Source organism: Dorea chungnamensis (assembly GCF_039832125.1).
Classification (GTDB): domain Bacteria; phylum Bacillota; class Clostridia; order Lachnospirales; family Lachnospiraceae; genus JAFBIX01.
On record NZ_JBDOHT010000009.1, the window covers coordinates 73,115 to 88,895 of the forward strand.

General features: G+C 41.0%; 14 protein-coding genes. 1 reads left to right on the top strand and 13 read right to left on the bottom strand.

Features of this window, described 5'->3' with window-relative positions:
* Window positions 1-90: 90 nt before the first annotated feature.
* From ABE613_RS09500 to proB, 13 genes are all read right to left on the bottom strand, one after another.
* Entirely contained in the window at window positions 91-2,292 is a 2,202-nt protein-coding gene (locus ABE613_RS09500) for a DNA internalization-related competence protein ComEC/Rec2 (RefSeq protein ID WP_347376238.1), read from the bottom strand.
* Between the two features lie 2 nt (window positions 2,293-2,294).
* Window positions 2,295-3,221, bottom strand: coding sequence for a GerMN domain-containing protein (locus ABE613_RS09505; protein ID WP_235233263.1), 927 nt, complete (start codon window positions 3,219-3,221; stop codon window positions 2,295-2,297).
* Between the two features lie 19 nt (window positions 3,222-3,240).
* Complete coding sequence (locus ABE613_RS09510; RefSeq protein ID WP_347376266.1) at window positions 3,241-4,719, bottom strand: sensor histidine kinase; 1,479 nt, start codon at window positions 4,717-4,719, stop codon at window positions 3,241-3,243.
* Entirely contained in the window at window positions 4,664-5,353 is a 690-nt protein-coding gene (locus ABE613_RS09515) for a response regulator transcription factor (protein WP_235233261.1), read from the bottom strand. The genes ABE613_RS09510 and ABE613_RS09515 overlap by 56 nt, the downstream gene beginning before the upstream one ends.
* 15 nt (window positions 5,354-5,368) lie before the next feature.
* Window positions 5,369-5,962: a ComEA family DNA-binding protein gene (locus ABE613_RS09520; RefSeq protein WP_235233260.1), complete on the bottom strand. Its 594-nt coding sequence runs from the start codon at window positions 5,960-5,962 to the stop codon at window positions 5,369-5,371.
* A 65-nt stretch (window positions 5,963-6,027) separates the two neighbouring features.
* Entirely contained in the window at window positions 6,028-6,459 is a 432-nt protein-coding gene (locus ABE613_RS09525) for a DMT family transporter (RefSeq protein ID WP_347376239.1), read from the bottom strand.
* A gap of 56 nt (window positions 6,460-6,515) precedes the next feature.
* The gene (locus ABE613_RS09530) at window positions 6,516-7,691 is read right to left on the bottom strand and encodes an aspartate aminotransferase family protein (RefSeq protein ID WP_347376240.1); all 1,176 of its coding nucleotides are present in this window, start codon (window positions 7,689-7,691) and stop codon (window positions 6,516-6,518) included.
* A gap of 4 nt (window positions 7,692-7,695) precedes the next feature.
* A complete protein-coding gene (argB, locus tag ABE613_RS09535; RefSeq protein WP_235233299.1) occupies window positions 7,696-8,595 on the bottom strand; it encodes an acetylglutamate kinase in 900 nt (299 codons plus the stop codon).
* Window positions 8,596-8,673: 78 nt separating this feature from the next.
* Window positions 8,674-9,897, bottom strand: coding sequence for a bifunctional glutamate N-acetyltransferase/amino-acid acetyltransferase ArgJ (argJ, locus tag ABE613_RS09540; protein ID WP_235233257.1), 1,224 nt, complete (start codon window positions 9,895-9,897; stop codon window positions 8,674-8,676).
* Between the two features lie 31 nt (window positions 9,898-9,928).
* Entirely contained in the window at window positions 9,929-10,372 is a 444-nt protein-coding gene (locus ABE613_RS09545; protein ID WP_347376241.1) for a GNAT family N-acetyltransferase, read from the bottom strand.
* Window positions 10,373-10,425: 53 nt separating this feature from the next.
* Window positions 10,426-11,466 (bottom strand): N-acetyl-gamma-glutamyl-phosphate reductase, encoded by a 1,041-nt coding sequence (argC, locus tag ABE613_RS09550; protein WP_235233255.1) that lies wholly within the window; start codon window positions 11,464-11,466, stop codon window positions 10,426-10,428.
* A gap of 217 nt (window positions 11,467-11,683) precedes the next feature.
* Window positions 11,684-12,931 (bottom strand): glutamate-5-semialdehyde dehydrogenase, encoded by a 1,248-nt coding sequence (locus tag ABE613_RS09555; protein WP_347376242.1) that lies wholly within the window; start codon window positions 12,929-12,931, stop codon window positions 11,684-11,686.
* A complete protein-coding gene (gene proB / locus ABE613_RS09560) occupies window positions 12,906-13,874 on the bottom strand; it encodes a glutamate 5-kinase (RefSeq protein ID WP_347376243.1) in 969 nt (322 codons plus the stop codon). Before proB ends, ABE613_RS09555 begins: the two co-directional genes overlap by 26 nt.
* A gap of 624 nt (window positions 13,875-14,498) precedes the next feature.
* On the opposite strand from proB, the gene ABE613_RS09565 reads away from it, so the two are divergent.
* The gene (locus tag ABE613_RS09565; protein ID WP_347376244.1) at window positions 14,499-15,728 is read left to right on the top strand and encodes an argininosuccinate synthase; all 1,230 of its coding nucleotides are present in this window, start codon (window positions 14,499-14,501) and stop codon (window positions 15,726-15,728) included.
* The last annotated feature ends 53 nt before the right edge of the window (window positions 15,729-15,781 follow it).

Here is a 15,781-nt window from a genome sequence, read left to right on the forward strand (position 1 = left end):
TCTATTACCTCTTTTCGTATCATTTAAATCAACTTCCTTTTAGAATTATACTGAATCTTTTTCTTGAATTCAACTGTTTCCCCAATGTAATCACGAATTGTCTGCGTAACAATTCCACTTTATGTACATCTCATTTTTATGGATAATTATCATTACCGCACCTGTTTCTTGTGTTGACTTAATTTTACATTCTGCTTCTTCCAGCCTGGCAATCGTCTCTTGATGCGGATGTCCGTATCGGTTCTTTTGTCCCGCTGATATAATAGCATATCGTGGTTTCACCACATCTAAGAATTCTTTGCTTGAAGAGTTCTTAGAGCCATGGTGGGCTACTTTCAGTACTTCCCAAGAACAATTTTTATACTTATGCTTCAAAAGATCCGTCAATTCTTCTTCTCCTTTGCCTTCTACATCTCCAGTAAGGAGCATATCATATTCCCCATAGGACACTGCCATTACCATGGATGTCTCATTTCCCGTCTCTAATCCTTCTTCGGCTTCACTTGGCTGCAGACAAGTCAGAGTCAGCTCCTCTTCCATGATCTCCTGACCTGGAGCGATCACAACTACACGAATTCCTTCTTTTTTTGCTCTCTCTGCCAATGCCACCAATTCTTCTCCCCACACTTCCTGCACCGGAAGAACCAGAGTATCTATGGTCACTCCTATTTTCTTCCGATCTATCAATTCTTCAATCCCATTCATATGATCACTGTCTCCATGCGTCACGATTACATAGTCAAGTCTAGATACTCCCTGTGACTTTAAAAAAGGCTCAATTCTATATTGTCCTATCTTTTTCACATCACTGCTTCCTCCATCAATCAGATATGTTCCTCCATCCGGTCCTTTGATAAAAATCCCATCCCCTTGCCCGACATCTAAGATTGTCGTCATCAGTTTTCCATCTTCACCCCAGCGAAATCCCAGCACAAATACTGCCATTCCCAAAAGTGCTGCTGCCAGTACTTTGCACCGGTTTGATTTCTTCCATAGCAAAAGTAAGACCATACACAACACAACATAATATACTGCAATCTGCCACAACTGTGGTCTGCCAGTCACGATTCTAGATGCCGGAAGCCTAATGGCGATGTTACAACCCTTTTTATAAATCCAGAGAATTACTCCACATATCTTCATAAGGATTTTAGCTATTGGCATACACACCACATAGATTCCGCTTCCTGCCATTCCCAGGAATAACAAGACTGACATAAGTGGAATTACAAAAAGATTCAACAGAAATGAATAAAGTGGAAACTCAAAAAAATAGTATAACAAAATGGGAAGTAATACGAGATTGATACTGACGCTGGCCCAAATTCCCTGAAACGCGAAGTCTTGAAACGCTGGAAGTACCAGTAGAATTGCCAACACTGCTCCGAAAGATAACCAAAATCCGCCATCGAACAGATAAAGCGGTCTCCACAACAATACTACCACTGCGGCAAAAGCAAATGCTGTCGGCGCATCATAATGCCGACCGGTCATATCTGCCCCGACTCTGAACAGGAACATTACAAGTGCACGCATAGCTGATACTGTACATCCGATCATCAAGATATACATGCACAGAAAAAATATTCCAGCCACCCCTCCAACAGAATATGAACCTGTCAGCCGACGTAACATCCGATACATTCCCAGTCCTACAAAGGAAAGATGCAGCCCTGAAATTGCAAGTATATGCGCAATCCCATTTGCCTGATAAAGCGTTCTTAAATCCCGATCCATAGAGGACTTTTCCCCCAACATCATGGCACTTAATACAGTCCCATCTTCGTCTCCCATCATTCTGATCAATTGCTCTTTCCACTGAAGCCGGAACTTCATAAGCCCAGACTGTAATTTCCATTCTTGTCTATCAATTACAGTCACTTTTTCTGCCCACATCAACCCATGAATATTCTGACACTGATAGTACTGTTTCTGATCAAAATTTCCTGGATTTCTGGCATGTTGAAAAAATGAGACTTCTCCTTCTGCCTGTATGACATTTCCTATATTCACTTGTAAATCGGGATCTATGTATACGATAATCTTAGATTCTTGAAACGATTGTTTCTCATATTGAATAGAATTGTTCTTTAGATATACTGCCTGATATTTATCCTTCTGCTCAAAATAATAGATTTGTCCCTGTAAAGATATTGTATCGCCTTGGGACACAATACATTCAAGCGGTGAAGGACGAAGTTCTTTTACAAACTTCTCTCCTCCAACCGCTATACTCACAGCAACCATCATCAATATTATCAGGCACACACTTAACAATGGCCTGTTTTTCATGACTATTCTTTCTCCTCCACAAGGTTCTGATCTCGTGATAATGGCTTACTAAGATCTACTGTTCCCATGTATGTGATATCGGATTCCCCATTCACCAGAATCTGCACCTGACTGGATGCACCTCCATCAACAATAGAATTAACAATTGCATATATTGTAATTTTAGGATCTATCGTGTAAGTATTATTCAGAAATCCTTCATCAAGATTCACATAACACACATTATCCTTGACCGACACGCCAAGCACCTTAGTTTCCGGCGGAATCACCGGATACAGTCCTTCCTTAGACGGACCCTTCAATAATTGTTCTACTATCAGCTTTTCTATCGATGTATTACTATTATAACGGACGCTGATATTTTCTGTTATCATAGCATTTCCTTGCTCATTGGCAAAATATAGTTTCAATTCTCCAACCTGGTAAGAATACAACAATGAACCTGTATTCTGCACAAAATCTTCTGCACGCATATACCCCACTTCTTTACCCAGATTATCAGTTAATGGACTGTTCTCAATAAAAAAGCAGACATACTCTACCTCTGAAAGCTGCGACAAAGTCTGTACCACAGCTGCTTTCAGCAGCACCTCTTTGGCAGCACTCAGTTTCTCATAAGTACTGTTAAAATGAATCTCTAATTTTTTATCGGATAACGTCCAGTCTTGTATCTTTAATTTTTCCGGGAACACGCTTTTATATTCTATAGAATCTGGTTCCTTTTGCATCGCATTCAATAAGTTCTGAACCTTTTCCTCCGCATTCTCTCCTTTCATCTCATACTTTTCTTTTACCAAAGCGGTATCTTCTGTATTCACGTAACAGATAAAAGACTCTCCTTCTTCTGGTTCCTTTCCTTTTCTGCATCCTGCCAGAAGTGAAAGACACAGCAGTATGCAAACAATCGTATAGCATCTTTTTCGACTCATATTGCTCTTTCCTCCTGTCCTAAGATACATAAGTCAGCGGAATTCGTATTGTAAATGTCGTTCCCTCTCCCACCTGACTATAAGCCTTAATTGCGCCTCGATGCATCACCACCGCACTTCTTGCAATGGCAAGACCCAACCCAGTTCCACCGATTTCTCTGGAATGGGATTTATCGACACGATAAAACCTTTCAAATATATGTTCCAGCGCCTCTTCAGGGATTCCAATTCCAGAATCGGCAACTTCAATATAACAATTTTTGTGATCCGCGTTCAAAGATACATGAATCCATCCATTCTCTTTATTATACTTAATAGCATTTTCTACAAGATTTGTAATCGCAAGTGACAGTTTCATCTCATCTACTTCAGCAGTTACCGGACGGAAGCTTTCAAATACCACTTCGATATTGCGTGTCGCTGCTATTGGCCGAAGCTGCTTCAGTATTCTTTCTACCAGGGCATTGATACTTTCAGACTTGATATTCAAAGTATTTGCCGTCTTGTCCATCTTCACCAGAGACAGGAGATCATTGATAATCTTATTCTCTCTTTCAATCTCTTCTGACAAATCTCCCATAAATTCCTGATATAGTTCTGCCGGAACATCTTCCTGTGCCAACAACGAATCTGCCAATACCTTCATTGATGTCAGCGGTGTCTTTAATTCATGTGACACATTTGCCACGAATTCATTGCGAGAATCATCCAACACTTTCATTCGTTCTACCATTCTGTTAAATGATTCTGAGATCAATATAGTCTCTGTATAGGTGTTCTCATGCAGATAATTGTCCTCATATCCATCCGTTACCGCCGCCAAAGAACGACTGATTCTTTGGAATGGCCTCACCATAATGATACCTGCCGCAAAAGCCAACGCCAACAGTACTACAGCAATCGTAAGTTCCACAATCAAGATTCTTTCATCTAATATCTGCATACTGTCAACAATCGAATCCGTCGATACACTTACAAGCATGACTCCTAATACTTTATCCGATCCCATCTCATAGATTGGAGAAGTCACCTCTATATACCTGTTTTTTGCATCATAATTACTGGTGCCCTTTCCCTGAAAGCACCGGATTACTTCTTCGGATACGATGGTTTTTCCCATATCCATATCATATGTATCTTCTTCAATATGGAACTCTTGATCTATGATCAGAACACGTCCACTATAGATATTGGATAGCTGCACCAGCTCCGTTCTGATCACTTCAGACGCTTCACCAGCCAAGTAATTGGAATTACTCAGTTGATTGCCAAGAATAGTACATTGATTCTGTATCTCTGCAGTTCGTACTTCTACTGCTCTTTTCTCATAACTGCTCAGAATCACCCCTCTCATAATAAGGCCCGGCACAATCCCAGCCAAAAATATCAACAGGGTGATTCGAAAACGCAAGCTCTTAAATACATTCTGTTTAAAATACTTTTTAACCCCTAAAATAATAACCCACTCCCCATTTTGTATATACGTACTTTGGATCACTTGGATTCGTCTCAATCTTCTCCCTAAGCCTACGTATATGTACATCTACTGTTCTTGCATCTCCAGGATATTCATATCCCCATACAATGTTCAACAGATTTTCACGGCTATAGACTTTATTCGGATTCATTGCCAACAATTCCAGAAGATCGAATTCTTTTGCCGTCAGATTAACCTCTTTTTTTCCGATAACCACGCGCCGGCTCTCACAATCAATCGTCATATCACCTTTCACAATAATCTTATCGTTCACCTTGCTTTGATTACTTTTGCTGACACGACGCATGATTGCTTTGATACGTGCCTTTACTTCCAGAATATTAAATGGCTTCGTTATGTAATCATCTGCGCCATATTCCAATCCCAGTATCTTATCCATATCATCACTTCTGGCCGTCAGCATAACAATAGGAACATCTGAAAATTCACGAATCTGCTGGCATACTTCAAATCCATCATGCTTTGGCAGCATAACATCTAATAAAATCATGTCATAGGCATTCTCTCTGGCAAGTTTCAATGCTTCCTCCCCATCATAAGCACAGTCTACTTCCATTCCATCTTGTTCTAAGCTAAAACGAATTCCTTTTACAATTAATTTTTCATCGTCTACTACCAATACTCTTCTACCCATTCACGCTCTCCCTCGCTAAATCTTTATCTGATCCATAATCTTTTGAAACGTACCTTCTTTAATGCCTTCCACTTCCATTAATTCTTCAATCTTCTGAAAACCGCCATGCTCTTCTCGGTACTGGATAATGGCTGTTGCCTTTGCCTCACCAATTCCATTTAAAGTCTTAAGCTGCTCTTTCGATGCTGTATTCAAATTCACTTTGCCATCTTCTTCTGGATCTGCGCTTTGATTTTCTAAGATTTGCTGTTCTTTTTCTTCTCTGGAAGGAACATATATCTGCTGTCCATCCTCTATCTGCTCCGCCTGATTCAACGCTTCTGCTGATGCTTCATCACTAAGTCCCCCAGCCGCTTCCAATGCCTCATAGATACGGCTGCCTGTATGAAGTCTGTATACTCCTGGATTCACAACCTCGCCACATACATGGACATAGATTGCCTCCTGTTTCTCTTCCGTATCTTCTGTCTCTGCATCTTGCGATGTATCTTCTTTTACTTCTGCCAATTGCACCTGCTCTTTTTCCGCTTCTTTTGAACATCCTGCAAGCAGAAGCAAAACTGCCGCCATAATGATAACTTTTCTTTTTTTCCAGATCTTTCTACGCATAAATTCTCCTTTACAGTCTGTCGTAACTGCAAATACCCCGCATATGCCTAGATAAAGTTATTGTACTATTTCCACTGAAAAATTGCAACTCCAATCAAAGCAATCCCCATGCCGATTACCTTTCTCCACTCAAGTGGTTCTTTCTCTACCCCGAACAATCCCAACAATTCAATAATATACGCAACGATTAACTGAGAGATTACGATCAACAACGCTGCTTTTGCCGGGCCCAGCTGTTCCATGCTCTTGATTACTGTCCATGTAATTCCGGCCCCGATCACACCGCCTAAAAGTACATATTTGGGTTCTACCTTTGCGAGCGTCATTACATTATCCCTGCCCGAGATCAACCATGCCACAAAGCATAATGCAAAAGCACTCAATTGTACCCATCCGTTACTGACCCACATTCCTGTCGTCTTCGTCACCTGTGTATTAAACACGCCTTGTACACTCATTAAAGCCCCTGACAAAAGAGCAATTAAAAAACCAATCATCCGATCTACCTCCTACATTCCTGTAAATAGTATATCCAACGATTGATTTTTTATGTCTACAGCACTTTCTTCAATTTCTCTATCATTTCATCCACATGTTCTTTTTCAATAATCAGTGGCGGAACAAAACGAATTACATCCGCTCCTGCACCGATTACAAGAAGACCTTCCTGCAAAGCAGCATTCGCAATCTCTCCGGTCGGTTTTGTAACCTGAATTCCCTGCATCAGACCTTTGCCCTTTCTTGCTGTCACGCAGTCAGATTCCTGTACCAGAATATCCAACTGTTCTGACAGATATGCTCCAATCTCCTGCACATGGGATACAAGATTCTCCCGTTCAAAGATCTCTACCGTCTTACTGACAGCTGTACATGCCAGTGGATTACCTCCGTATGTTGTGCCATGATCCCCCGGTTCAAGAGAATATTGTGCTACTTCCTCTGTCATAGCAAATGCACCGACAGGAATTCCGCTTCCGATTGCTTTTGCCATGGACATAATATCTGGCTTAATGCCATAAGACTGCCATGCGAACATCGAACCAGTCCGTCCCATGCCACACTGTACTTCATCGCAGATCATCAAAATTCCTTCTTCATCACAGAGCTTACGGATCCCTTTCATGAACTCTTCCGAAGCCACATTGATACCGCCTTCACCTTGTAACGGCTCAAGAATAATTGCACAGGTCTTATCTGTCACAAGCGCTTTCACACTTTCAAGATTATTGTATTCTGCAAATGATACACCAGGAACCAATGGTTCAAACGGCTCTCTGTAAGCATCATGTCCAGTAACAGATACTGCGCCAAAGCTTCTTCCATGAAAAGACTCTTTCATCGCAATGAATTCATAACGCCCTGTTTTTCTCTTATAGGCATATTTTCTTGCAGCTTTTAATGTTCCTTCGACAGCCTCTCCTCCACTATTGGTGAAAAAAATACGATCCATACCTGTTACTCGTTTTAGATCTTCTGCTGCCTTCCCACATGCCGTATGATAATAAAGATTGGATGTATGAAACAGTTGATCTATCTGTGCTTTCAGTGCATCATTCAATTCCTGATTGCCATATCCAAGAGACGATACTGCATAGCCTGCAGCAAAATCCAGATACTTTTTCCCTTCGGTATCATACAGATAGACGCCTTCTCCTTTTTCTAACACAATTGGAAACTGATTATAAGTATGGACCAGTCCATTTTGTGTTGCTTCAATATATTTATTCATATGCTTATTCTCCATAGTAAAATCTTCGATCGCTGTCATTAATAATTGCTGTACCAATACCTTTATTCGTGAATATTTCCAGAAGCAGACAGTGTGGAATCCGTCCATCCAATATATGTACTCTGGACACTCCATGTTCAATTGCATCAATACAATTGTGAAGTTTCGGAAGCATACCGCCTCCCACATATCCGTCATTCATAAGCTTATGTGCTTCGGATACCGTCAATTCTGAGATTAAAGTTGACGGATCTTTTGGATCTTTGTATACACCCTCAATATCCGTCAGAAATGCAAGCTTTTCCGCCCGCATTGCTCTGGCTATCGCACATGCCGCATCATCTGCATTAATATTATAAGTATTGTAATCATCATCCAGGCCGACTGGACATACGATTGGCAGGAAATCCTTCTCCAGCAGATCATACAGAATCGGCGCATTGACTTCTTTTACTTCACCCACAAATCCGATATCTTCTCCTTCTGAATACTTTTTATTCACCGATAAGAGCTTTCCATCTTTTCCACTGATTCCGATTGCTCTGACTCCCAGACTCTCTACCAACTGCACCAGGCTTTTATTTACCTTACCTAATACCATCTCTGCAAGTTCCATAGTTGCCTCATCCGTCACACGAAGTCCATTGACAAATTCTGGCTTCATACCGACCTTGCTGACCCATCTGCTGATCTCTTTTCCTCCTCCATGCACGATAATCGGCTTAAATCCTACCAGTTTCAGAAGAGTCACATCCTGAATCACCTGTGCCTTTAATGCTTCATCTACCATGGCGCTTCCGCCATACTTTACTACGATAATCCTTCGGTTGAACCGTTGAATATACGGAAGTGCTTCTATGAGTACTTCTGCCTTTTCCAGATACTTCTGCATATCTTTGTTCATCTCATCTACTTCCTTTCTATATTGCTGTATCGCCATGATTGCAGCATTATGTTCTTCTGTCATTATATAGCATCACAATTAGCTTCTGTAATCTGCGTTAATCTCAATATATCCATGGGTCAGATCACATCCCCATGCCGTTGCAGAGGCATCACCCATCTTGACATCTGCAATTGCAGTTACTTCAGCTTCTGACAGTATCTTCGTTGCTTCCTCCTCACTGTAATCTACCGCCGTTCCATTTTCAATAATCTGGATCTTGCCGGCCTTGCTCTCAAAGAACAGATCCACTTTTTCCGGATCAAACTGTGCTCCAGAATACCCCATTGCACAAAGGATTCTTCCCCAGTTCGCATCATGTCCTGCAATTGCTGTCTTTGTAAGGTTTGAACAAACGATTGATTTTGCCAGCGTCTTTGCCTGCTCCACACTCTCACAGCCAACGGTTTTTACCTCAAATAAAGCAGTAGCTCCCTCTCCGTCTCCAGCAATCTTTTTGGCCAGATATTCATTGATGGTATGCAGTGCCTCTGCAAAGTTCTTGTAGTCATCACTTCCATATATAATCTCCGGATTCTCAGCCAGTCCATTTGCCAGCAAGATAACGGTATCGTTTGTAGAAGTATCTCCATCTACAGAAATCATATTATAGGTATCGTCCACATCTTCACTCAATGCTTTCTGAAGAGTCTCTTTGGAAATCACTGCATCTGTTGTGATAAATGCAAGCATCGTGCACATATTCGGATGAATCATACCAGATCCTTTTGCCATCCCTCCGATAGTCACCGTCTTTCCTCCGACTTCAATCGTTACTGCCAGCTCTTTTTCACAGGTATCTGTGGTCATAATTGCTTTTGCTGCTTCGGTTCCATTTTCCAAAGTGTCATTCTTCTTTCCTGCCAGAGCATCGATACCAGCCACCAGACGATTGATCGGCATCTGCTTTCCAATGACTCCGGTAGAACCGATCAGGACACCATCTTCCGAGATATTCAGTGCTTTTGCTGCTGCCACTGCCGTATCCTTACAGTATCCAAAGCCTTCCGCACCCGTACAGGCATTGGCAATTCCTGAATTCACGATAACAGCCTGTACTTTTGCGCCACTTTTTACTACCTGCTGGTCCCATTTGACCGGTGCTGCTTTTACAACATTTGTCGTAAATGTTCCTGCAGCCACACATGGTACCTGACTATAGATCATTGCCATATCCGTTCTGTCCTTATACTTGATTCCTGCTGCTGTACTTGCTGCTTCATATCCTTTTGCTGCGGTTACTCCGCCTTTGATCTGTTTCATATTCATCTCTTCCTCTCTTGCTATATTTTTCTTACTGAATAAATGCTGTAATGTTCTCTTCGTTCAAAGTAAAATCATAATAATTCAAGTCCAATCTCTTTGTCCAGCCGATTTCGTTCCAAAATACATTTCCAATATCATTTTTTGTAAATGCAATCAGAGAAACTTTGTTAATCTTTTCTTTTTTTAATGCCTCCATTGCAAATACGACCATGGACTTCCCGATTCCCCGCATACGATATTCTTCATCCACACACACGTGATACAGACAGCCTCGTCGTCCGTCATGCCCACAAAGGATCGCCCCAACGATTTTACCCTCTTCTTCTGCCACCACACTGGTCGTCGGATTGCGTTGTAAGAAACGTTCGATTCCTTCTCGTGAATCATCGACACTTCGAAGACCAAAGCCATGAATCTTCGTCCAAAGTGCATATACCTGATCGTAATCATCGATTGACATAACTCTTACCATATGTATCTCCCATCTGATTTCATTTTGATATGATTGTTCCATGCCAGAAATGTCTATGGGAACATTGGAACTAGTTCCAGACCTTCACTTTCCGGCAATCCGAACATGAGATTCATATTTTGTACTGCCTGGCCGGCTGCTCCTTTTACCAGGTTATCGATTGCTCCCATCATAATGATACGGTTCGTTCTCGGGTCTATCTTAAAATTAATATCTACATAATTGCTTCCCTCCACCCATTTGGTCTCAGGACAGACATCCTTTTCCAGAACACGGATGAACTTCTCATCTTTATAATATTTATCATAAATTGCTTTTACTTCTTCATAAGAAACTTCTTTTTTCAAAGTTGCATATTCTGTAGCAAGAATTCCTCGGTTCATCGGAACCAGATGCGGAGTAAAGTTGATAACGACTTCTTCTCCTGATGCGTATCCCAACTGTTCCTCGATCTCTGGTGTATGTCTGTGAGAGGCAACTCCGTAAGCCTTCATATTCTCATTGACTTCACAGAACAGATTCGGCACCTTAGCCCCTCTTCCTGCTCCCGATGTGCCCGACTTTGCATCCACGATCAATGTATTCATATCAATGATACCTTCTTTTGCCAGCGGATAAGCCGTCAGAATCGAACAGGTTGTGTAACATCCAGGATTTGCAACCAGCCTTGCCTTCTTCACAGCCTCGCGGTTAATCTCACACAGCCCATACACCGCCTCTTCAATAAACTGAGGACTCTTATGTTCAATACCATACCACTTCTCATAAGTTGCCACATCCTTAATACGGAAATCTGCACTCAAGTCTACAATCTTCGTCTTGGAAAGAATCTCCTCATTAATTACAGAAGCACAGAATCCCTGCGGCGTCGCAGTAAAAATCACATCCGCCTGCTCGGCCAACTCTTCCATATTATCATCCAGACACTTCGCATCCACAATCTGAAACATATTCTGGTACACATCCGCATACTTCTTATCTATGTAACTTCTGGAACCATACCACACAATCTTCGCATCCTTATGCCCCATGAGCAATCGAACCAGTTCACCGCCAGCATATCCAGTTGCTCCAATAATTCCAACTTTAATCATATATATTACATCCTTCCCGATTGAATTTTTATAAATTGCACACTTGACAATATTAAACCAATTTACGCAGGTTGTCTAGGTCGGGGACGGGGGTTTTTTCAATTTCCTCCGTCCCAAATTAAATTTGCCGTGTCCCAAATTGTAAGTGTTTGCATAAGTATACATCTAAAATGTATATTATGCAAGCACTTTTCGGGGGTTTTCTTTATAACAATCTTTAGGAACGTATCTGACCATTTCCAAATATGATGTATTTTGTCGTTGTTAATGCCTCCAGTCCCATTGGTCCTCTTGCATGTAATTTCTGTGTGCTGATGCCTATTTCTGCTCCGAATCCGAACTCATAACCATCGGTAAATCTGGTCGACGCGTTGACATATACTGCCGCTGCATCTATTTCATTCTGAAACTTTAAAGCATGATCATAATCTTTGGTTATAATTGATTCGGAATGTCCGGTATTGTAACGATTGATATGCGTGATTGCTTCTTCTATAGAAGAAACTGTTTTTATCGATATCATAGCATCCAGGTATTCGCTTCCCCAGTCTTCTTCAACAGCAGGGACTATTCCGCTTTGAATTTTGCATGCTTTTTCATCGCCTCTTACTTCAACCTGCTTTTGTTTTAGCCTGCTAAAAATTGCAGGAATTGCTTCCTCTGCTATATCCTCATGTATCACCAATGATTCACATGCATTGCAGACTCCCATCCGCTGAGTCTTTGCATTATCGATAACCTCAACCGCCATATCGATATCTGCATATTCATCTACATATATATGACAATTTCCAGTTCCGGTTTCTATTACAGGCACCGTGCTGTTCTGCACAACATTTGAGATTAATCCCTTCCCACCTCTTGGAATCAATACATCGATAAACTCCTTCAGTTTCATCATCTCCTGTACAATTGACCGATCTGTTTTTTCTATCATGAGAACTGCATCTTCGGGAAGATGCTCTTTCCTGAGTCCATCTTTTATTACTTTTACGATTGCTTGATTCGAGTAAAATGCATCCGAGCCACCTCTTAATATCGCTACATTTCCAGTCTTAAAACACAGGCCAAATGCATCTGCCGTTACATTTGGTCTGGATTCATAGATAATTCCAATCACTCCCAGAGGGACTCTTCTTTTTCCAATCTGCAGGCCATTTGGTCTTACTTTCATGGAGATAATCTCGCCAATCGGATCATCTAATTCTGCAACCTGTTCCAGTCCTTCTGCCATTCCATTAATCCGCTGTGAAGTAAGGAGTAATCTATCAATTAACGATGGTTTCATACCTTCGTCTCTTGCCTTAGCCACGTCTATTGCATTTGCCTGTAAAATATAGGGTGTCTGAAGCCGAAGTTCTCTGACCACAGACCGCAATCCTTCATTTTTTTCTATCTGCCCCAAAAACTGTACTGTTTTGGATACTTCTTTTGCTCTTTTACCAATTACCTGCATATAACTCATTTGTAACTCCTCCCTTGCATGTCTGACTATGTTTCTGAATATCCTTTTTGCAAATATGCTCTTTTTTTCTCCGCTTTGCCTTCCTGCGAAATTCCTCTCTGGCCGGTGCGTACTCATTTTCCCCGATATATTCTTTATCCTCAGATAAGAACAATGTTCCTATCTTTTTTCCAGCCATAATATCGTTAATTGTATAAATATTATGTCCATCAGCAATCACCATGTCAGCACCTGCACAGGTTGCAATCTTCGCTGCCTCTATCTTTGTCGCCATACCTCCCGTCCCCAGCTCTGTTCCTGCGCCTTTCCCCATTGCTTCAAGCTCTTCATCAATATGACCTACTGTATGGACAAAACGCGCTTTCGGATTTTTCTTAGGATCGTCCGTATATAGCCCCTCTATATCCGACATCAGTATCAGAAGATCTGCCTTCACCAATGCCGCAACATAAGCCGCCATCGTATCATTATCCCCGAAATTACCATAGTTTTCCTCCGCAACTGAGATCGCATCATTCTCATTAACAATCGGCACCACTTTCATTGCCGCCAACCGGTCAAATGTATTCCTGGCATTTCGGGCACATTCCTGATCTGTAATCGATTCTTTTGTCAAAAGAATCTGAGCAGTAATCTGACTGTATTCCGCAAATAATTTCTCATACATCATCATCAACCTCCCCTGCCCAACTGCCGCACAGGCCTGCCTGACAGGTTTTTCTTTCGGGCGTTTTGAAAAACCCAAAACATTTCTTCCGATTCCAACTGCCCCTGATGATACGACAATTACTTCTTTCCCTTTATTTCTAAGATTGATTAGTATTCTCACAAACTTCTCTAGTTTTTCCAGATTAATATTTCCCGTCTCCGGATACGTAATCGTCGAAGTCCCAACCTTTATTACAATTTTTTTCTTACTTTTCAATTCCTGTCTATAGTCCATGTCTTCTCCTCCACCATCAGTTACTGGTCTCTTTTCGAATCTTTTGCCGGCAGTTCCATCTGGATTCACAGCAACAAAAAAAACAGAAGCATATGTTACACTTCTGTTTCTTAATTATAAATTACAAAAATCTATAAAGACCCTTCCAAGTACAACCTATCCTATCTCATGTCACTATTGAATTTTATGCCAAATATACCCCAAAGGGATTGGGGTTACACGGCACAAAAACAACACTGTCATAAGATGTCAGAGTAGAGTTCACGTTATAAATGATGTTATCCAAGTTTTTAATGTATAAGCTTTTCATTATAACCGCTCCTTGTTGTGTCATAACTATTAATCATTTCTCATTTTTTCTAATTATTTTACACTCTCAAATCAATTTGTCAAGTTTTATTTATACTTTACCATATTTATTTTAACCAATATTTATAAATATTATCTGCGCCCTTGCATAATTGCATATATTATACATTATTTTTGCATAATATTACACTCTTCAATCTTTTTATAAATTATTCTTGCATATTTATGTAAAATGGTGTATAGTAATCCTTGCGATTAAGAATGCAGAATTTACTTGCGTGTAAAAATATATGTTATTTTAGGAGGATATCTATCATGAAAGAGAAAGTTGTATTAGCCTATTCTGGTGGACTTGACACCACAGCGGTTATTCCATGGTTAAAGGAAACTTTTGGTTACGAGGTTATCTGCTGCTGTATCAACTGCGGACAGGGAGAAGAATTAGAGGGGCTGGATGAGAGAGCAAAATTATCCGGTGCTTCCAAATTATATATTGAAGATATTGTAGACGATTTCTGCGACAACTATATTGTCCCATGTGTACAGGCACATGCAGTATATGAAAACAAATATCTGTTAGGAACTGCCATGGCACGTCCGGCAATTACAAAACGCCTGGTTGAGATTGCAAGAAAAGAAGGTGCTGTCGCTATCTGTCACGGTGCAACCGGAAAAGGAAATGATCAGATTCGTTTTGAACTTGGTATCCGTGCACTCGCTCCGGACATCAAGATCATTGCTCCATGGAGAATGACAGATCTCTGGACTATGCAGTCTCGTGAAGATGAAATTGCATATTGTAAAGCGCACGGTATCAATCTTCCATTTGATGCAAGTCACAGTTACAGCCGCGATCGTAACTTATGGCATATCAGTCATGAAGGTCTGGAACTGGAAGATCCTTCAAAGGAACCAAATTATGAGCATTTACTGGTTCTCAGCGTAACACCAGAAAAAGCACCAGATGAAGGTGAATATGTAACGATGACATTTGAAAAAGGTGTGCCAAAGAGCATTAATGGCGTAGAGATGAAAGTCTCCGACATCATCCGCAAGTTAAATGAACTTGGCGGCAAGCACGGAATTGGCATCTGCGATATCGTAGAGAACCGTGTTGTCGGAATGAAATCTCGTGGCGTATATGAAACTCCTGGTGGAACCATCCTGTATGAAGCTCATCAGCAATTGGAAGAACTGGTATTAGACCGTGCTACATATGAAGTAAAAGAAGAGATGGGTAACAAATTGTCTCAGGTTATCTACGAAGGAAAATGGTTCACACCACTGCGTGAAGCAATTCAGGCATTCATTGAAAGCACACAGGAATATGTAACTGGTGAAGTGAAATTCAAACTCTACAAAGGAAATATCATTAAAGCCGGAACAACTTCTCCATACTCACTGTACAACGAATCTCTGGCAAGCTTTACAACCGGTGATTTATACGATCATCACGATGCCAGCGGATTCATCAACCTGTTCGGACTTCCATTAAAAGTTCGCGCAATGAAAATGCAAGAATTAGATAAAAATAATCAAAAATAGTAATTTGGGACGGGGGTTTTTTCATTTTCCTCCGTCCCAAATTAAATTTACCC